The organism is Deinococcus soli (ex Cha et al. 2016) (assembly GCF_001007995.1).
GTDB lineage: Bacteria > Deinococcota > Deinococci > Deinococcales > Deinococcaceae > Deinococcus > Deinococcus soli.
This window is the reverse complement of the sequence record NZ_CP011389.1, coordinates 2,777,571-2,796,007: the sequence shown is the minus strand read 5'-3', so window position 1 is coordinate 2,796,007 and position 18,437 is coordinate 2,777,571. Positions and strand designations below refer to the sequence as shown.

Genomic DNA, 18,437 nt, shown 5'->3' with positions numbered 1-18,437 from the left:
GCGCTCCGGGGCACGCTGGCTTCCCGGGCGGCTGCGCCCACCCCACGGGGCGGACGGTACCCCTCAGTCTACCACGCGCGTTCCATGCGGCGCCTTCGTGCCATGCTGGCGCGCATGAGTGCGCCTGTCACCTTCCCCTTCGGTTCCCTGACCGCCCATAACGCGGACCTGGAGGTGCTGCTCACCGACGGTCTGGGCGGCTTCGCCCTGAGCAGCCTGTCGGGCGTCCCGACCCGCTGCTACTCGGGGCTGGTGGCCAGCCAGCAGCCGCCGGTGCAGCGGCGCACGCATCTGGTCTCACCGCTCGAGGTGCTGCGCGTGCCCGGCGCAGGCGGCGTGCGCGAGACGACCCTGCACGCCCTGGAGATCGCCCCGGACACCTTCGAGGGCGAGGGGCTGCGCTGGCTGACGGGCGCGTCGCTGAGCGACCTGCTGCCCGAACGGGAGCAGCTGTTCGCGGGCGTGCGGGTGCGCCGCCGGGCGTTCATGCCGCGCGGATCGGGCGCGGTGGTGTTCCTGTACGACGTCCAGAGCCGCGACCCGGTGGCGCTGCGGCTGGGGGGCTTCTTCGTGGACCGGGACATGCACGCCGTGCACGAACGGGTGCCCACGCTGGCCTTCCACGCGGCGGGCCGCGAGGTGACCGTACAGGGCGAGGCGCAGACGCGGGTGCAGGTGCACGCGCCGGGCGCGGTGATCGACGCCCTGAATCCCCAGCCCGCGCCGCAGCGGGTGCACTACCGGCACGATCTGGCGCGCGGCGAGCCGGACACCGAGTCCACCCTGGGCACGCCGCTGTGGGAGCTGAGCTTCCCGGCGGGTGGGGGCCGCGCGGCGCTGGTGGTGCAGGCAGTCACGCCGGGCGTGGCGCAGGCGCTGGTCCTCGACCCGTGGGCGGCGTACGCCGACGAGGCCGCGCGCCGCCGCGAACTGGCCGTGCGGGCACAGGACACGACGGGCGTGCCGGACGAACTGGTCGCCACGCTGGCCGTCGCGGCGGACGCGTACCTGGTGCGGCGCACGCAGCCGCAGGGCGTGACGGTCATCGCCGGGTACCCGTGGTTCGCGGACTGGGGCCGCGACTCCATGATCGCCCTGACCGGCCTGACCCTGCTGACCGGGCGGCACGCCGAGGCGCGCGACCTCCTGGGCACGTTCCTGTGCAGCCTGCGCCGGGGCCTGACGCCGAACAACTTCCACGACGACGGGCAGGGCGCCGGGTACAACACCGTGGACGGCGCGCTGTGGCTGGCGGTGGCACTGGAACGGTACGTGACGGTCACCGGGGACGCGACCTTCGCGCGGGAGGCCCTGCCGCAGCTGCGCGACCTGCTGGACTGGCACGTGCGCGGCACCGATCACGGCATCCGCATGGACCCGGCGGACGGGCTGCTGCTGGCCGGGGAACCGGGCGTGCAGCTCACCTGGATGGACGTGAAAATTGAAGGCTGGGTCGTCACGCCCCGCCACGGCAAGCCCATCGAGGTGCAGGGCCTGTGGCTGGCCGCGCTGGGCGCCGAGTCGCGCCTGTCGGCGGCGCTGGGTGAGGAGGCGCGGTTCGCGGACACCCTGGCCCGCGCGCAGGCCAGTTTCGCGGCGTTCTGGCAGGGCGCGTACGTGGACACCCTGGCGGCGGACGGCACGCCGGACCGCAGCGTCCGCCCGAACGTGGCGATCGCGCTGGCGCTGCCGGACACGCCCACCAGCCCCGCGCTGGTCGCGGCGACGACCGCGCAGCTGGAAGCGGAGCTCCTCTCCCCCGCCGGGCTGCACACGCTGTCACCGCTGGACGGGCGGTACCGGGGCAATTACGGGGGCGCGCAGGTGCAGCGGGACGCGGCGTACCACCAGGGGACCGTGTGGCCGTGGCCGCTGACGGCGTTCGTGGAACTACTGCTGGCGCAGGGCGAGGTCGGGCGGGCGCGGGCGGCGCTACGCGGCCTGAGCGGGCACGTGCTGGAGGCCGGACTGGGACACGTCTCGGAGGTGTTCGCCGGGGACAGCCTGCGCCCAGGCGGGTGCCCGTTCCAGGCGTGGAGCGTGGCGGAGCTGCTGCGCGCGCACGTGCTCGTCAGCCGCGCCGAGGCGCAGGCGGCGGGAACGCAAAGCCCCGCGTAAGCGCCGCCTGCACGTGCGAAATCCCGCGCGAGCAGGACACAATTCCCCTTGACGTACCAGGGACACAAACCCTAGCATCACCGCATGACCGCGACTCACCCGACCTGCGCCCACCCGGAGCGCGCGTGACCGACCTCGCGCTGCCCCGCGGCGCCACGCAGGTCGGGCTGGCCGTGGACGTCGCCGCCTTCGCCATGCATGCCGGGGAACTGCACGTCCTCCTCGTGCAGCGCGGCGAATTGCCCCACGCGCGCGACTGGGCGCTGCCCGGCGGCTTCGTCCACCCCGGCGAGGAACTGCACGAGGCGGCCCTGCGCGAACTGCGCACCGAGACCAGCGTGGAACTCGAACCCCGCCACCTCGAGCAGTTCTTCACCTTCGGGGAGATCAACCGCGACCCGCGCGGCCGGATCGTCAGCGTGGCGCACCTTGCGGTGCTGCCGCACGGCACGGTCAGCGTCAGCGGTGGCGGGCACACCCTCGGCGCCGAGTGGATGCCCGCCCACCGCACGCCCCGGCTGGCCTTCGACCACCAGGCGATCCTGGACCGCGCGCTGGGACGGTTGCAGCTGCGGCTGGAGTACGCGAACCTCGCGCTGGAATTCCTGCCCGACACCTTCACGCTGCCCGAGTTGCAGGGCGTGTACGAGGCGATCCTGAACCGCAAGCTGGACAAACGCAACTTCCGCAAGCGGCTGCTCGCGCAGGGCAGCCTGACCCCCAGCGGCGAGCGGCGCAGCGGCGTGGGCCGCCCCGCGCAGCTGTACCGCCGCGCCAAGGGCACGCGCACGCCCGCGCTGTGACCGGACGCGCGACCCGGTCCTGGCGCCACCCTGCTTCTCGGGGTGACGGCCCCCTTCGGGTGGTCGTGACCCCCTGTACGCCCGAACAGGCCTTGAGAGGTCGCCCAGCATCCTCAGCCTGCCCACTGCCTAGACTGCAGCCATGACCCTGACCACCGGCGATCACATCCCATCCCTGGAGGCCGCGCAGGACAACGGCCGCCCCTACGTCCCGACCCCCGGGCGCTGGCGCGTCCTGTTCTTCTTTCCCAAGACCGTCACCTCGCACTGCCAGTTGCAGGCCCGGCAGTATCAGGCGCTCCTGGCGGACTTCCAGGCCCTGAACGTGGACGTGATTGGCATCAACAGCGACCCCCGGCAGGAGCAACTGGCGTTCCGGAGCGTCTGCCAGCTGGACTACCCGCTGCTGAACGACGGGCAGCAGCGCATCAGCACGCAGTTCGGTCTGCTGGACGAGCCGTGGCCGGGCGAGCAGGTGCGTCGGCCCCGCCGCGAGACGTTCCTGGTCGATCCATCCGGCACGGTGCGCCGTCACTGGACGCAGGTCGACGCCGGTCAGGACGCCCTGAACGTCCTGGAGGGCGCGCGGGAACTCCTGGGCGGTGAGTCCCGGCAGTCGCTGGGCTGAGTGGGCTCGGCACCCTGGGGCGGGCGCGCCCCGGGCTCGTGAGGTGCCGCGCAGTCAGGGTGACGCCGCGCGCGCTACACTGGCCGGGTCGTCCGGGACGGCAGCCCACAGGGCCCTCCCGGCAGTGAGAAAGGAGCAAGCAGCATGGACATGAAGAAGCTCATGAAGCAGATGCAGCAGGCGCAGATGGCCGCCACGAAGATCCAGGAGGATCTGGCCGCCAAGTCCGTCGAGGGCAGCGCCAGCGGTCTGGTGACGGTCACGATGAACGGGCACGGGAAAGTCACGGCCCTGAAGATCAAGCCCGAAGCGGTGGACGCCGACGACGTCGAGGCACTGGAAGACCTGATCCTGGTCGCCATTCAGGATGCGGGCGCGAAGGCGGACGCCCTGCAGCAGGACGCGACGCGCGGTCTGGGCATCCCCGGTTTCTGACCGGCTGAGGCGGCGGCCACCCCCTGCCGGTGGGCGGTGGGTGGCCGCGCCCGTTTGACATGACCTGTCTGCCCAGTTCTGTCCGGCCCGCGCAGCGTGGGCCGATGGTGGTGAAGGAGTCCGAGTGAAGTACCCTCCGTCATTGGTGGCGCTCATCCGTGAGCTGTCGCGCCTGCCCGGCATCGGGCCGAAGAGCGCGCAGCGGCTGGCGTTCCACCTGTTCGAGCAGCCCCGCGAAGACATCGAGCGCCTGTCGCGGGCGCTGCTGGAAGCCAAGCGTGACCTGCACACCTGCCCGGTGTGTTTCAACATCACGGACGCCGAGCGCTGCGACGTGTGCAGCGACCCCAGCCGCGACCAGGGCGTGATCTGCGTCGTGGAGGAACCCGGTGACGTGATCGCCATCGAGCGCAGCGGCGAGTACCGCGGCCTGTACCACGTGCTGCACGGCGTCCTGAGTCCCATGAACGGCGTCGGGCCGGACAAGCTGCATATCCGCCCGCTGCTGCCACGCGTGCAGGAGGGGCAGGAGGTCATCCTGGCAACCGGCACGACCGTCGAGGGTGACGCGACCGCGCTGTACCTCCAGCGGCTGCTCGAACCCCTGGGTGCGGTCGTGAGCCGCATCGCGTACGGCCTGCCGGTGGGCGGCGCGCTGGAGTACGCGGACGAGGTAACGCTGGGCCGCGCGCTGGCCGGACGACAGCGCGTCAGCAAACCGCAGGGGAGCTGACGGCACAGGCGGCGGGGCGGAGGTCGGTCTGACCTCCGCCCCGCCGCCTGTAGCACTTTCAGGCGCCGTAGCTGGAACGCAGTCGCGTCAGGCCCTCGCGGAGGGTGATGCGCCGCGCGGGCAGTTCGTGCATGGGGACGACCTCCAGGCCGCGTTCCCCCAGGCCGGTCAGCAGGGCGTCGAGCAGCGCGGGGGTCACGGCGGGGCCGTCGTGCAGGAGGATCACGCTGCCGGGCTGCACGCGCGCCAGGGTCTGCGCGGCCAGCGTGGCGGGGTCGGCGCCGGTCCAGTCGCGGCCCTCGGTGTCCCACAGCGCCACCTGACGGCCCGACAGCCGTGCGAACAGGCGGGTCAGGGGGCTGTGCCCGCCGTACGGGGGGCGGTACAGGTGCGGGCCGGGCCGCGTGGGGCGGGGGTGCCACGCGACCTGCACCCACTCCTGCCAGGGGGTCAGGGTCAGGGCCGCGCGGTGCCAGATGCCGTGGGCGTCCAGGGTGTTCCCGGCCTGTTCTGTGGCGTCCAGCAGCCCGGGGTGGGCCTGGGCGGCGGGCCGCGTGACGAAGAACGTGGCGCGCGCGCGGTGGCGGGCCAGGACCGCCAGCAGCTCCGGGGTGCGGTCGCTGGGGCCGTCGTCGAAGGTCACCGCGACCCGCCAGCGGTCGCGCGGGCCGTGGCCCAGCGCGCCCCACCCAGCGGCGCGGCCCAGCACCTCGGCCAGCAGGGCGGCGGTCAGAAGCGCGGCGATCCAGGGGACGCGCCTCACGCGCGGACGTCCTGCCCAGGCTCACTGACGGTCTGTTCGGCGGTGCGGGCGAACAGGGGGCGCAGCAGCAGGTAGAACGCCGCGACCAGCGTCGCCAGCCCGGCTGCCAGTCCGAAGGGGCCGCCCGCCCCGAACCGTTCGAAGGCCAGGACGCCCAGCAGGGGGCTCAGGGCGGTGCCACCGTTCTCGACGGTCATTAAGACGCCCCACGCGGCGGGACGCTGCGCGGCGGGCAGCGTGCGGGTCACCAGGGCGCCCCAGCCGGGCTGCACCCCGGCGAACCCCACGCCGACGAGCGCCGCGAGCGGGTACATCGCCCACAGGGGCGGCAGCCACGCCAGGCCGAGCATCCCGGCGGCGATCAGCGCGTACCCGCCGATCAGGACGGGCACGGCGCGGCCCCGGTCGGCGATCTTGCCGAGCAGCGGGATGCACGCGAAGGCGACCGCGCCGCCCACGACGAGCACGCTGACGATCTGCGCGGTGCTCAGGTTCAGCGCGTCGGCGATCTTGTACAGCACCTGCCCGAACAGGGACAGCGTCACGGTCTGCATCAAGGCGGCGGGCAGCAGCGGCGTCACGCGGCGCAGCGTGGCCTTCAGGGCGTCGCCGCGCAGGGCCTCGCGCGCGGGGCCGCGCACGGCGCGCGCGGGGAGCAGCACGGCCATCACCAGGGACAGGATCAGCGCGCCCAGGCTCAGGAGGTACACCTGTTCGGGTGGCGCGGCGCGCAGCGACCCGTACGCGAAGAAACCCAGCCCGATCATGGAGGATACGCTCATCCCGACGACCGTCAGGGTGCGGCCCTGCGCGGTCTGGCGGGTGACGTCCGCCGTGAGGTTCATGGTGCCGGGCCACATGACCGAGAAGCCCACGCCGTGCAGCGCCGCGATCAGCAGCAGGGTCAGGCCGCTGTGCGCGGCGGGCAGCAGGCTGATGGCGAGCAGGCTCACGGCCGTCCCGGCGATCATGGCCCAGCGCAGGCCCACGCGGGCGATCAGCAGCCCGGCCGGGCCGCGCATGACAGTGTCGGTCAGGACGTGCGCCGCCCAGGCGAGACCCACCACGGTCGCGGGCAAGTCCAGCTGCGCCTGCACGCGGGGGCTCTGCCCCAGGTACGGGAGGTACAGGCCGCTACGGACGAACTCGGCAGCGGCCAGGGACAGCGCGGCGATCAGCACGGCGCGGGCGGTGCCGGGCTGGAAGGGCAGGCGGTCGCGCAGCTTCACGCGGGCTCCTGGCCATGCAGGAATCGGCGCGGGCCTGCTAGGGTGTGAAGGTGCCCGAATTCACGGTTGTCATTCCCGCCCGCAACGAGGCGAAGTACCTGCCCCTGACGCTGCGCGCGCTGGAACGGCAGACCCTGCCGCCCCGCGAGGTGATCGTGGTGGACAACGGCAGCCGCGACGCGACCGTGGAGATCGCGCGGGCGGCCGGCGCGCGGGTGGTGCGCTGCGAGGCGCGTGGTGTGGCGCGCGCCCGCCAGATGGGCCTGGAGGCCGCGCGGACGGACTGGGTGGCCAGTACGGACGCCGATTCCCTGCCCGCGCCGCACTGGCTGGAGGTCCTGAACGAGGCCGCGCCGGGCCGCACGGCGCTGTACGGCCCGATGCGCTTCTGGGGGGTGCCGCGCCACTGGGCGCTGGCGTCGGGGGCCAGCTACAGCGCGTTCCTGCACGTCGCGCGGCTGATCGGCCGCCCGAACCTCGCTGGGGCGAACATGGCCTTCTCGCGCGAAGCGGCGCTGCTGGTGGGCGGGTACCCGCAGGTGGAGGCCTACGAGGACGTGATCCTGGGTGAGGAACTGGCCCGCACAGGGCAGATCGCGTACGTGCGCCGCGCGCTGGTGGAGACGAGCGCGCGGCGCCTGGACCGGGGCGTGTTGCCGTTCCTGTGGCAGCACGTGCGGAACATCACTGGTCATACGCGAGGCTACTTCGGGGATGACCGCTGAGGTCGTCCTGAAACGCCACGGCGCGCGGCATGCCCAGCACGTGGCTGTACACGTCCAGAACGCGCTGCGCCACGCCGTGCGGGGTGGTGCTGGACCCGAAGCTGCGCGCACCCGCTGACAGGCGCGCCCACAGGTCCGGGTCGGTCAGGATCTCGCGGCTGTAGTGGGTCAGGGCGTTCACGTCGCCGGGCGCCACGAGGTACCCGCTGCGTTCGTGGGCCACGCCGCTGAGGGTGCCGCGCGCGCCGACCGCGACGACGGGCACGCCCATGAGCTGCGCTTCCTGCAGGACGAGGCCCTGCGTTTCGGTGTCGCTGGCGAACACGAACAGTTCCGCGAGGCGGTAGTACGCGCCGATCTCGGTCCAGGGGCGCACGCCCAGGAAGGTCACACGGTCCGCGACCCCGATCCGCGCGGCGTGCGCTTCCAGATGGTCGCGTTCCGGGCCCTCGCCCAGGATCACCAGGTGCGCGTCGGACAGGCCTGCCAGGGTGTCCAGGACGTGATCGAAGCGTTTCTCTCGGGCGAGGCGGCCCACGCTGAGCAGGCGGCGTTTCCCGGCGGGCCAGGGGTTCTGCACGGCAGGCGCGGCGTTCAGGGCGCGCGGGTCGATGCTGGTGGGGATCACGACCGGGTTGCGGACCTTCATGGCGTTCAGGACGTCCATCATGCCCGCCGTGGGCGTGATGACCGCGTCGGCCTTGCCGTAATGCAGCGCCATGACCTTCGTGACGACGCCGGTGTGACGTTGCAGGGCGGTCGCGCCAGGCACATAGTGGGTGTACGCCTCGATGTGGGTGTGGTACGTGGCGACGTGCGGGATGTCCCACTTGCGCGCCAGCCGCGCGCCGGACAGGCCCAGCGTCAGGGGCGTGTGGGTGTGGATCACGTCGTAGCGGTGCGTGAAGTCCCGGCGGGTGGGCCACGCCAGCCGGTAGGTGGGCAGGAACATGTAGCGCAGGCTGTCGACCCGCATGACGTCCGGGCGGGTGTCGATGTGTTCGGGAAAGTCGGGGGCGACCACGTCGACGTGGTGGCCCTGGGCGCGCAGTTCGTCGCTCAGGAGGCTGACGCTGGTGACGATGCCGTTCTGGTCCGGCAGGAAGGTGTCGGTGAACAGCCCGATGCGCAGCGGCCTCATGCGGCGCCGCCGTTCAGGGGCTGGGTGACGCGGCCCCGGGGAAAGTTTAAGAATTCCTGAAGCATCACTAGACAGGAGCATACGACGCCGGACATGAGAGTAGGCTCAGAAATCTGACTCACCCTGCCGGGGCGGGTCGGGCGCGGTTCTCATGCGCGCGTGACCCTGCAGGCGCGGCAGGCGCAGGGGCAGGCGCGCTAGACTCACGCCGCATGGCACCTTCTTCGACCGCAGCGGTGCGCGCGGCCCTCCGGGCGGGCCGGGCAGGCGCGTGGCACGGCGGCCACCCCGGCGACCCGCGCGTGGGCCTGAGCGTCCCCGTCCGCTCGGACGCCGACCTGCAGGCTGCGCTGGCGACCCTGGCGGAGGCCGGGGTGAGCGCCACGCTGCTCCTCTCCCCCACCCTGGCCCGGGGCCTGGACCGCGCCCGGCTGGAGGGCCACGAGGTGGGCGGCCTGGGGGACCCGGCGGGCGCGCCCGGGCTGGACGTGCTGGCGGGCGGGCCGGTCGTGACCTGGGCCACCCCGGAACGCCTGCGGACTCTGAACGCGCTGGGGACGCGCGGCCTGCACGCCCTGCCTCCGGGCACCGACCGGCCCGCCCCGGGCGCGCTGCTGACCGTGGACCCCGCGCAGCTGCCGGGGGTGCTGGCCGACCTGAAGCGCCTGGGGTACCGCGCCGTGCCGGTGCGGGACGTGCCGGAGCTGCGCGCCGGGACGGGCCGTGACCTGTTCCTGCACGGCTACACCCGGCTGGTGGAAGACCGGTTCGCGCGGCAGCACGGCGTGATCGACCTCGCGCAGCGGGCCGATGCGGTCATGCGCGTCGCGCCGCTGGATCACGCGCCCGCACCGCTGCCCCTGCCCCGCACGGCGCACACGGCGGAACTGCACCTGCACTCGCCGCGCATCGTGGGGCTCGCCTCGCGTAGCGCCCTGACCGCGTACCGCGCGTACCTGCGCAGCCTGCGCGACGTGGGCGCGGCGCTACAGGACCGCCCCGAGTTGCAGGAGGCGCAGGCGGTGTTCGCCGTGACCCTCTTCCACGCGCCGCTGGCGCAGGCGGGCTTCACGCTGCTGGACCTGCCGCCCGCCACGGCCCGCTGGTACGGCCTGGGCTTCCGGCTGCTTCGCGTCGCGTACGGCACCACCCGCGCGCCCAGCGAGGACACCCCGAAGATGGCGTGGCTGCCCCGCGAGGAGTTCCTCAGGCGCTACGGCTGACGCGGTAGCCTGACGCATGACCCGCAGCGAGTCCAGGGTGCAGGTGCAGGGCCTGCATCACGTCACCATCGTCGGTTCGACCCGCCAGAGTGCCATCGACTTCTGGGAGGGCGTGCTGGGCATGCCGTTCGTGTTCGAGCAGCCGAACCTCGGCAACCCGGCCGAGAACCACCTGTACTTCGACCCCGGCGACGGTCGCCTGCTGACCGTGTTCACCGACGAGGGCCGCACGGACGCCGGGCGGGACGCGCCGCGCGAACCGGGCACCGTGGAGCATCTGGCGTTCACCGTGTCCCGCGCGACCTTCCAGCTCGCCCCGGCGCGGCTGCGGGCGCGCGGCATCGAGGTGCTGGAGCGCGACCGGGGCTTCATGGACTCCATCTACTTCCGCGATCCGAACGGCATGAAGGTCGAACTGGCCTGCTACAAGTTCCAGACGCCCGAGGGCTGGCGGGACGCGGACGTGCTGCGCCGCGCCTATGAACTGCGCGTGGCGCGCGGGGACGCCAACATCACCGCCGAGCACCTCGCGGACGCCATCGAGGACCTGCTCCGCCGCTGAGCCGGATGCGCCGTCAGCCGGGCAGGGTGAAGGTCAGGGTGGTGCCCGCGCCGGGGCTGCTGTCCACGTCCAGGGTGCCGCCGGTCAGGGCGACGCGCTCACGCAGGCCGATCAGGCCCAGGTGCCCGGCCTGCGCGCGTTCCTGCGCCTGATCGGGGGTGAAGCCCTGCCCGTCGTCGCGGATGGCGACCTGCACGTGCCCCGCCTGGAAGGCCACGCGGATGGCGGCGCTGGCGGCCCCGGCGTGCTTGTCCACGTTGTTCAGCGCCTCCTGCGACAGGCGGAACAGCGTGAGTTCCGTGGCGGAGTCCAGGCGGCGCTCCTGACCGCTGACTTCCAGTCGGGTGGGCGTGGCGGCCTGCGTGGCCAGCCATTCCAGCGCGGGCAGCAGGCCCAGGTCGTCCAGCACGCTGGGGCGGAGGTTGCGGGCGAAGCGGCGCACGCCGTCGATGGCGGCGTTCAGGTCGGTCAGGATGTCGTCGGCGCGCTCCTTCTGGGGGCCCTGGAGTTCCCGGGCGAGGCGGGCGACGCGGCGGGTGGTGGCGGTGAGGACCTGGGCGGTATCGTCGTGCAGTTCGCGGCTGATGCGGCGGCGTTCCTCCTCCTGCGCCTGCGTGAACAACGTCAGGAAGGTGCGCATCTCGACGGTGCGGCTGGTGGCGGCCTCGAGGGCCTGACCGCGCCGGGCGATCTCGTCGGCGAGGGTCTGGAGTTCCGAGAGGTCCCGCCCGACGGTCAGGACGCCGCGCCCGCCGTCCATGACGCCCACGCGCAGTTCCAGGCGGTGCGGGCCGATCTGCACCTCGGTGCGGCTGCCGCGTGAAGCCCGGCGCGCGCTGGCCCACGCGGCGCGCAGGGCGGGGCGGGTGTCGGGGGTGGGCAGGTCGAGAAGGTTCGCACCGGGCAGCGGGCCGGTCAGCGGTTCGAGCAGCGTCCCGGCGGCCGGGTTGGCGTACGTGATGGTCCCGCCGGGGTCGGTGCTGATGATCAGGTCGTGCGCGCCCTCGGCGAGCTGGCGGTAGCGGGCTTCCTGCCGTTCGAGTTCGGTCAGGAGGCGCTGGCGGGTCAGGGTCTGCGTGATCTGGTCGGCGACGCTGCGGGCCAGGGCCAGCAGGTGCTCGCCGGGCGGGTCGGTGCCGGGATCGTCGAGGTACAGGAAGCCCAGCAGGGCGTCCTCACCGTTCTGGTCTGGGTGGCCCTCGGCGCGCAGCGGGACGATCAGGCCGCTGCCCGCGACGGCCAGGGTGTAGCGGCGGGTCAGGGCGCGCGCGCCGCGGCCCAGCTGCGCGGCCAGGGCGTGCAGGTCGCTCTGCGGGGGCACGTGCAGGTTGTACGTGGCGCAGCGGGTGAACGCACCCTGGTCGTCGGTCAGGGCGATCAGGCCGCGCGCGGCGTTCATGGCGTGCGTGACCAGCCGCGCGGCGTCGGCGAGCGCGGCGTCGCTCTGGTCCTCGCCCAGGCTGCGTCCCAGGTTCAGCAGCAGCGCGGCCTCGTTCTCGCGGCGCAGTTCCTCCTCGTACAGGCGGGCGTTCTCGATGGCCAGCCCCGCCTGCGACGCGAACACGGCGGCCAGCGCCTGATCGTCCCCGTCCAGCGGCAGGGCGTCCTGCCAGTACAGGGTCAGCGCACCGAACACGCCCGCGCGGGTGGTGAGCGGCAGGCTGATCACGCCCCGGTACGGGTAGCGTCCGGCCGCGAGCAGCTGGCGGGTGTAGCGGCTGCTGCCCCCGTAGTGCGCCTGGGTGAGGTCACGCGCGGCGACCGGCTGGCACTCGGCGATGGCGCGTCCGGTGACGCCCAGGCCGACCTTGGCGCGCACGCGCAGCATGTACTCGTTCGGGAGGCCCAGCGCGGAGCGGATGTTCACGGTGCGCCCGTCGGGCTGGCGTTCGTACACGGCGGCGGCGTCCGCGCGGAAGAGCGTCACGGCCCGTTCCAGCACGCGGGTCAGGGTGTCACTGAGGTGCAGGCTGCCCGCCAGGGCCGCGCCGGCCTCGCGCAGCGCCTCGGCGGCCTCGCGCTTGCGGGTCTCGATGCCGTACAGACGGGCGTTGTCGATGGCCAGCGAGGCCTGCTCGGCCAGGGCCAGCACCAGCCGGGCGTCGTCCTCGCTGGCGCTGGAGCCGGGCTGCTGGGTGTCCACGTACAGCAGGCCCAGCGCCTGCCCGCGCGCAGAGAGGGGTGCGATGACGGCGGCGTGCGGGGCGAGTTCCGCCAGACCCTGCGCCAGGGGACTCTCCGCGTCGCGGGGGCGCTCGAAGCGGATCGCCTCGCCGCGCCGCACCAGCGTCTCGAAGGTCACGGGCCCCACGCCGATCCCCCCGCGGAATTCCTCGTCGAAGCCGTGCGTGAAGACCTCGCCGGTACGGGCGCGGCCACCCTCGTGGAATTCGCTGAACAGCGCCACGAACGCCCGCCGGAAGCCCAGGGCCAGCGCGGCGCTCTGCGCGGTGACGGTCAGGACCTCCGCGAGGTCCAGGCTGCCCCCCAGGCGCCGCACGAGGCCCTCGACGGTCTCCGCGATGCGGCCGTGCCCGCGCCGGGCCTCGCGGGCCTGCACGCCCTCGACCGCCAGGGCCAGCAGCGGGGCCGCGCCCAGCAGCGCGCGCAGCCCGTCGGGACTGGCACCCACGGCCTCCAGCACGCCGCAGCCGAAGGGCAGGGCCGCCAGCATGCCGTCCTCCAGCAGCGTGCCGACGGTCAGCGCCTCGTGCGCCAGCGTGCCGTCACTGAGGGCCAGCCCGCGCCCCTCCTCGGCGACGGGGGTCAGGGCCGCGTCCTGCACGACCCACACGCGGACGCCGTGCGCGTGCAGCACCGGGCAGGCGTACGCGGCGAGGTCCCGCGCGAACGCGGCGACACTCGACGCCTGCGAGAGGGTCTGCGGGAACGGCGGGATGACCTCGGACACCGCGCTTACAGGTTCTTCGGGTCGATCCAGCCGCGCTTGATGCCGTACAGGACCGCCTCGGTGCGGCTGCCGACACCCAGCTTCGAGAAGATGTTCGCCAGATGCACCTGCACGGTGCGGGGGCTGATGTCCAGGTCCCGGGCGATCTCCTTGTTGGTGCGGCCGGTGGCGGCCACGCGCAGCACCTCCAGTTCGCGGGGGCTCAGGTCGTCCTCGGGGGGCGTGGGGGTGGTGTGGGTGCTGAAGCGCTCGAGGACCTTCTTCGCCACGCTGGGGTGCAGCGCGCTCTCCCCGGCGGCCACGGCGCGCACGGCGCCGAGCAGGTCGTCCTCGGAGGCGTTCTTCAGCAGGTACCCGGCGGCCCCGGCTTCCAGCAGCGCGAACACGTACGCGTCGTCGTCGTAGCTGGTGAGCACCAGGACGCCCACGCCGGGCCGCTCGGCCTTGATGGCGCGCGTGGCGTCGATGCCGTTCATGCCGGGCATGCTGACGTCCATCAGGATCACGTCCGGCGTGAGTTCCCGGGCGCGCAGGATGGCCTCCTCGCCGCTGCCCGCCTCGCCGACCACGCGCAGGTCCGCCTCGCTTTCGAGCAGTTCGCGGGTGCCCTTGCGCACGACCGGGTGATCATCGACAAGCAGCAGCGTGATGGGGCGCGTGGAACCGGCTTCGAGGGTCTCGGCGTCGAGCATGCGCGCAGCATAGCCCGCACGCAGCGAACACCGCCTCAGCCGAGTGGCCGAGGCGGTGCCGTCAATTAGCGGAGATTACTCCTTGCTGAGGTTCTTCCAGTACGTGCCGCTGGTGAAGGCGATCATGGGGTTGAACGTGTCGGCGCTGACGCCCTTGATGGTGTCGCGGTAGGGGAACACGTTCGGCTGGGCGGGCATGATGATGTAGTACGCCTCGTCCAGGGCGCGCTTGGCGATCTGCGCGTACAGTTCGTCACGGCGGGCCGTGTCGGTGGTGCCGCGCGCCTCCTTGATCCAGCCGTCGATCTGCGCGTCCTGCGCGTTGATGCGCGGAGCGTAGTAGCCGGTGCTGGAGTAGAAGGTGGACACGAAGTTGTCCGGGTCGGCGTAGTCCGGCGCCCAGGCGGTCATGACCATCGCTTCCTTGGGGACGTTCTTGGAGCTGATCAGTTCGCTCCATTCCTTGCCGACGATGTTCACCTTGAACTTGGGGTTCAGGGCCTCGATGTTCTTCTTCAGCAGTTCCATGGCGGTCTGCTGGGTCTGCGCGCCGGCGCGGTAGGACACGTTGATCGTGAAGCCGTTCTGCCAGACCTGACCGCCCCAGGCGCGCTGGAAGGCCGCCTTGGCGAGTTCAGGATCAAACGTGGCCGCCTCGAGGTTGCTGTCGTACCCGGGGAAGGAGTCGGGCAGCAGGAAGTTGCGCGCCGCGCCCTTACCTTCCTGCACCTGCTCGATGTACGTGGGCACGTCGAAGGACGCCACGAAGCCGCGGCGCACGTCGGCGTCCTTGAAGAAGTCGGTGGGCACGCCCTTGCCGTCGAGCTTGCCGCTGCCGATCATGCCGCTGCCCGCCTCGATCTTCTGGTTCATGCTGAAGCCCGCGGCGGTGGTGTTCGTCAGGTCGTCCAGGACAGCCACGCCGGGCTTGCCCTGCAGCTGGGTGCTGATGATCGCGCGGGGCACCTCGATGAAGTCCGCGTCGCCCTTCAGGAACGCCTGCACGCGGGCGGCCTCTTCGGGCACCTTCTGCAGGATCACGTTCTTGATCTGAGGTTTGTCCTCGCCCCAGTAGCCGTCGAAGGCGGTCAGGCTGATGGCGTTCGCGTCACGGTTCACGAGCTTGTATGCGCCGGTGCCGCTGGGCTGCTTGTTCAGTTCGCCGCCCAGGATGTCCTTGCCGACCCAGTCGTTCCAGGTGGCCTCGGTGCCGTCCCACTCGCCGATCTCCTTGGCATGCGTGCTGTCCACGATGCCCTGGCCGATGTAGGCCAGTTTGGTCAGGAAGGCGGGGTCCACGGCGGGCAGCGTGAAGACCAGGGTGTCGCCGTCGCACCTGACGGCGCTGCTGATCTTGGCCCAGGTGATGCTGGTGTCGTCCTTGGCGTTGCTGGCGGTGCCCAGCAGGCTCTCGGACAGGAACCAGTTGCCGCTGTCGGCAGTGTTCGTCACGAGGTTGCGGCGGAAGGTGTACTCGGCGTCGGCGCAGGTGAGATCGTTGCCGGTGTGGAATTTCACGCCGTCACGCAGGGTGAAGCGGTACTCCTTGCCGTCCTGGCCTTCCTGCCACTCGGTGGCGAGGACGGGCTCGACCTTGGTGATGTCGCTGCCCTTGTACCCGACGAGGGTCTCGTACATGTTCTCGACGATCTGGCCGCTGGACGTGTCGTAGGTGGTGCCGGGGTCCAGGGTCAGGATGTCGGCGGACTGCTGGATGACCAGGGTGCTGTCGGCGCCGCCCGCCTGCTTGTTGTTGCAGGCGGCGAGCGTGAGGGTCAGCGTGGCCAGGGCCACGGCGCTGAGGGTCTTGTTCTTCATGCGTACTCCTTGGGGCGGGAAACGGAGGCGCTTCCCGGACACTGGCGGGTCGGGACACAGATGGACACCTGACGGGGAGAACGCGGGGGGCAGTGGGGTCAGTGGTCGCCGCGCACGCCGGCCTTCAGGTCAGCGGTGCAGGGCATCCCATCCAGGCCGTCATGGCCTCTCATGCTAGGAACGGCAGGTGAGAAGTTCCCGCCAGAAGCCTGAAGGTACCGCATGGGGAACAGGAAGCCAAACCACGATTGTCCCCGCCTGGGAGACGCGCGCGGCCGGACCTGTCAGCGTGGGGGCAGGCGCGACGGCGCCCGCAGGCCGCTCATGTGGGGCGCGGTGCAGGCCCGCCCGGATTGCGAGGCCCTGCACAGCCCCCCCGGGGCGCAACGGTTAAGGTGTCGGGATGACTGCCTCGATCCCCGATTCCTTCATCCTGCGCGGCACCGCGGCGCAGGGCACCCTGCGGCTGGTCGGCATGGACGCCACCCGCATCGCCGAGGACGCCCGCGTGCGCCACGGCCTGTCCAAGACCGCCACCGCCGCGCTGGGGCGCACCCTGACCGCCAGCCTGCTGCTGGCCGTCGTGCTGGGCAAGAAGAGCGACAGCCGCGTGAACCTGCGCGTCGAGGGCGGCGGCCCGGTCGGCTGGATCGTCGCCGAGGGCAGCACCGACGGCCGCGTGCGCGGCTACGTCCGCCACCCCGACGCGGACCTGCCCATCCGCGAACGGGACGGCAAGCTGGACGTGAGCGGCATCGTCGGGACCGACGGCGAGATCGCCGTGACCCGCCTGCTCGACAACGGCGAGCCGTACACCGGCAGCGCTGGCCTGGTCAGCGGCGAGATCGCCGAGGACGTCAGCACCTACCTGGGCGTGTCCGAGCAGATCCCGAACGCCGTGCTGCTGGGCGTGTACGAGGAAGGTGGCCGGGTGGCGCACGCGGGCGGCCTGCTCATCCAGGCGATGCCCGGCGTGACCGACGAGACCCTCGGGAAGCTGGAGGCGAACATCCGCGCCATGGGGCAGATCACCGACAACCTGCGCCGCGGCGGCCTGCTGGAAGCCATCAGTCGCGCCACCGAGGGCCTGGACCTGCACCTCGCGCCCGACGCGCAGAGTGCCCGGTTCGAGTGCCGCTGCTCCCGCGAGCGCGCCGCGGACAGCCTGAAGTTCTTCACCGCCCCGGAACGCCAGGAGATGATCGACGCGGGCGGCCAGGAGATCGTCTGCCACTGGTGCGGCGAACGCTACCAGCTGTCCCCCGAAGAGATCGCCGCCCTGGACGACCAGGGCCAGCACGCGCAGGCCTGAGCCGCCATGACCGGACCCACCCGCGCCCTGCAGGGCGCCCTGACCCGCCCGCCCGAGCAGCTGACCCCGGAGATGCGGCAGGCCGCGCGGCAGGCCGGACTGGGCGGCGCCCTGCGCGCCCGCCTGCCGCATGGGCACCCCTGGCGCGCCGAGCTGCGCGACGACGCGGCGCACCTCGCGCTGCGGCACGCCCGCACCCGCGGGCCGGTGCGCGCGCTGCTGGGCGCCTGGGCGGCCGCCGGGATTCCCACGCTGATCTTCAAGGGTTTCGCCCTGAGCGAGTTCGAGTACGCCCCGGGCGAACGCTTCTATGGCGACGTGGACGTCCTGCTGCCCCCGGACCCGCAGACCGTGCGGCGCGCCGTGCAGGTCGCCCGGAGCCTCGGGTGGCGCAGCGACCGGCTGGAGGACGTCGCGCGGCCCGCTCCGTGGCTGCACGAAAGCACGCACCTGCGCGCCCCGGGGGACGCCGCGCAGCTCGACGTGCACCGCTGGATCGTCCCGGCGCTGTACCTGCCGAGGGCGCGCGCCATGACGCTCACGGCCGGCCTGTGGCGGCGGGCGCGGGCGGTGGACTGGGACGGCGTGCCCGTGTGGCGGCCCGATCCGCGTGACGAACTGCTGCTCACACTGGTCCTCAACCGCGTGTGGGGCGGGGACCACGGGGGCCTGAAACCCCAGGATTACCTCGACAGCGAGCGGCTGGCGCGGCGCACCACCCCGCAGGCCCTCGCGGAGCATGCCCGGCACCTGGGCCTGACGCACACCTGGGCGGCCTTCCAGGCGGTCTGCGATCCGGCGCGGGGCCGACTGGAGCTGAACGCAGAGGTGACCCGCCCGCTGCTGCTGCGTGCCCTGCACGCCGACGGTGGGCGGACGCGGCGCGCGGTCAGTGAACGCCTGGGCCGCGTGGCATTTCTGCTGCCGGCTGTCCCGGCCGCGTTCGGGGACGTCCTGTGGGCCGCCTGGGCGGTGCGGCGGGGCGGCGATCCGCGCCGGCACCTGGACCGCTGCCGCCCTGGCCCTGGCGCGGACCTGACGCCGGACGTGCTGGACCGCACACTGACCGCCGCGCGCCTCGTGACGCACCTGCTGCACCCCCGGCAGCGGCGCGCGGGCGTGTGCGTGCCGCGCGCGTACGCCAGTTACCGCGCGCTGCGGCGCCTGGGCCACCCGGCGGTGTTCGTCAGCGGCGTCACGCGCCAGGGCGGGCAGCTCCTGAGTCACGCGTGGGTGGAGGACACCCATGGACCGCTGATCGGGTACGCCGAGCCGCACAACCGCCGGACATTCCGGGTGACGCTGGAGCACCCGCCCCGACCCTGAGCTGCCCCGCGTGAACGC

Annotated in this window: 16 protein-coding genes; 10 read left to right on the top strand and 6 right to left on the bottom strand. The window is 72.7% G+C overall.

Features of this window, described 5'->3' with window-relative positions; translation table 11 throughout:
* Positions 1-114 precede the first annotated feature (114 nt).
* From SY84_RS13570 to recR, 5 genes are all read left to right on the top strand, one after another.
* A complete protein-coding gene (locus tag SY84_RS13570; protein ID WP_046845245.1) occupies positions 115-2,118 on the top strand; it encodes an amylo-alpha-1,6-glucosidase in 2,004 nt (667 codons plus the stop codon).
* Positions 2,119-2,243: 125 nt separating this feature from the next.
* Positions 2,244-2,921, top strand: coding sequence for an NUDIX hydrolase (locus SY84_RS13565; RefSeq protein WP_046844455.1), 678 nt, complete (start codon positions 2,244-2,246; stop codon positions 2,919-2,921).
* 142 nt (positions 2,922-3,063) lie between these two features.
* Entirely contained in the window at positions 3,064-3,549 is a 486-nt protein-coding gene (locus tag SY84_RS13560; protein ID WP_046844454.1) for a peroxiredoxin, read from the top strand.
* 144 nt (positions 3,550-3,693) lie between these two features.
* On the top strand, positions 3,694-3,984 hold the full coding sequence (locus tag SY84_RS13555) for a YbaB/EbfC family nucleoid-associated protein (protein ID WP_046844453.1): 291 nt from the start codon (positions 3,694-3,696) through the stop codon (positions 3,982-3,984).
* A 124-nt stretch (positions 3,985-4,108) separates the two neighbouring features.
* Positions 4,109-4,717 carry a recombination mediator RecR gene (gene recR / locus SY84_RS13550; RefSeq protein WP_046844452.1) on the top strand — a complete coding sequence of 203 codons (609 nt, stop codon included), beginning with the start codon at positions 4,109-4,111 and terminating at the stop codon, positions 4,715-4,717.
* A 58-nt stretch (positions 4,718-4,775) separates the two neighbouring features.
* Here the strand turns inward: recR and SY84_RS13545 are convergent, their stop codons facing one another.
* Positions 4,776-5,480: a polysaccharide deacetylase family protein gene (locus SY84_RS13545; RefSeq protein ID WP_046844451.1), complete on the bottom strand. Its 705-nt coding sequence runs from the start codon at positions 5,478-5,480 to the stop codon at positions 4,776-4,778.
* Entirely contained in the window at positions 5,477-6,709 is a 1,233-nt protein-coding gene (locus SY84_RS13540; RefSeq protein ID WP_157882997.1) for an MFS transporter, read from the bottom strand. Before SY84_RS13540 ends, SY84_RS13545 begins: the two co-directional genes overlap by 4 nt.
* Positions 6,710-6,759: 50 nt before the next feature.
* Here SY84_RS13540 and SY84_RS13535 point away from each other — a divergent pair, with 50 nt between their 5' ends.
* A complete protein-coding gene (locus SY84_RS13535; protein ID WP_046844450.1) occupies positions 6,760-7,434 on the top strand; it encodes a glycosyltransferase in 675 nt (224 codons plus the stop codon).
* Here SY84_RS13535 and SY84_RS13530 read toward each other — a convergent pair.
* On the bottom strand, positions 7,394-8,575 hold the full coding sequence (locus SY84_RS13530) for a glycosyltransferase (protein ID WP_046844449.1): 1,182 nt from the start codon (positions 8,573-8,575) through the stop codon (positions 7,394-7,396). The two genes, SY84_RS13535 and SY84_RS13530, sit on opposite strands and share 41 nt — an antisense overlap.
* A gap of 212 nt (positions 8,576-8,787) precedes the next feature.
* Between SY84_RS13530 and SY84_RS13525 the strand changes: the two genes are divergently transcribed.
* Both SY84_RS13525 and SY84_RS13520 read left to right on the top strand, forming a co-directional pair.
* Entirely contained in the window at positions 8,788-9,798 is a 1,011-nt protein-coding gene (locus SY84_RS13525) for a YkoP family protein (RefSeq protein WP_046844448.1), read from the top strand.
* 16 nt (positions 9,799-9,814) lie between these two features.
* A complete protein-coding gene (locus SY84_RS13520; RefSeq protein ID WP_046844447.1) occupies positions 9,815-10,360 on the top strand; it encodes a VOC family protein in 546 nt (181 codons plus the stop codon).
* A 13-nt stretch (positions 10,361-10,373) separates the two neighbouring features.
* On the opposite strand, the gene SY84_RS13515 is transcribed toward SY84_RS13520, so the two are convergent.
* From SY84_RS13515 to SY84_RS13505, 3 genes are all read right to left on the bottom strand, one after another.
* A complete protein-coding gene (locus SY84_RS13515; RefSeq protein WP_245621346.1) occupies positions 10,374-13,271 on the bottom strand; it encodes a GAF domain-containing protein in 2,898 nt (965 codons plus the stop codon).
* Between the two features lie 5 nt (positions 13,272-13,276).
* Entirely contained in the window at positions 13,277-13,963 is a 687-nt protein-coding gene (locus SY84_RS13510) for a response regulator (protein WP_046844446.1), read from the bottom strand.
* Between the two features lie 75 nt (positions 13,964-14,038).
* Positions 14,039-15,781 (bottom strand): ABC transporter substrate-binding protein, encoded by a 1,743-nt coding sequence (locus SY84_RS13505; protein ID WP_046844445.1) that lies wholly within the window; start codon positions 15,779-15,781, stop codon positions 14,039-14,041.
* Positions 15,782-16,184: 403 nt separating this feature from the next.
* Here SY84_RS13505 and SY84_RS13500 point away from each other — a divergent pair, with 403 nt between their 5' ends.
* Positions 16,185-17,093, top strand: coding sequence for an Hsp33 family molecular chaperone HslO (locus SY84_RS13500; protein WP_046844444.1), 909 nt, complete (start codon positions 16,185-16,187; stop codon positions 17,091-17,093).
* A 6-nt stretch (positions 17,094-17,099) separates the two neighbouring features.
* Positions 17,100-18,419 (top strand): lasso peptide biosynthesis B2 protein, encoded by a 1,320-nt coding sequence (locus SY84_RS13495; RefSeq protein WP_046844443.1) that lies wholly within the window; start codon positions 17,100-17,102, stop codon positions 18,417-18,419.
* Positions 18,420-18,437: the final 18 nt, after the last annotated feature.

Coding starts and splice junctions, on each gene's coding strand:
- SY84_RS13525 (WP_046844448.1), top strand. CDS start 8,788: ATGGCACCTTCTTCGACCGCAGCGGTGCGCGCGGCCCTCCGGGCGGGC.
- SY84_RS13570 (WP_046845245.1), top strand. CDS start 115: ATGAGTGCGCCTGTCACCTTCCCCTTCGGTTCCCTGACCGCCCATAAC.
- SY84_RS13530 (WP_046844449.1), bottom strand. CDS start 8,575: ATGAGGCCGCTGCGCATCGGGCTGTTCACCGACACCTTCCTGCCGGAC.
- SY84_RS13520 (WP_046844447.1), top strand. CDS start 9,815: ATGACCCGCAGCGAGTCCAGGGTGCAGGTGCAGGGCCTGCATCACGTC.
- SY84_RS13505 (WP_046844445.1), bottom strand. CDS start 15,781: ATGAAGAACAAGACCCTCAGCGCCGTGGCCCTGGCCACGCTGACCCTC.
- SY84_RS13560 (WP_046844454.1), top strand. CDS start 3,064: ATGACCCTGACCACCGGCGATCACATCCCATCCCTGGAGGCCGCGCAG.
- SY84_RS13510 (WP_046844446.1), bottom strand. CDS start 13,963: ATGCTCGACGCCGAGACCCTCGAAGCCGGTTCCACGCGCCCCATCACG.
- SY84_RS13500 (WP_046844444.1), top strand. CDS start 16,185: ATGACTGCCTCGATCCCCGATTCCTTCATCCTGCGCGGCACCGCGGCG.
- SY84_RS13495 (WP_046844443.1), top strand. CDS start 17,100: ATGACCGGACCCACCCGCGCCCTGCAGGGCGCCCTGACCCGCCCGCCC.
- SY84_RS13555 (WP_046844453.1), top strand. CDS start 3,694: ATGGACATGAAGAAGCTCATGAAGCAGATGCAGCAGGCGCAGATGGCC.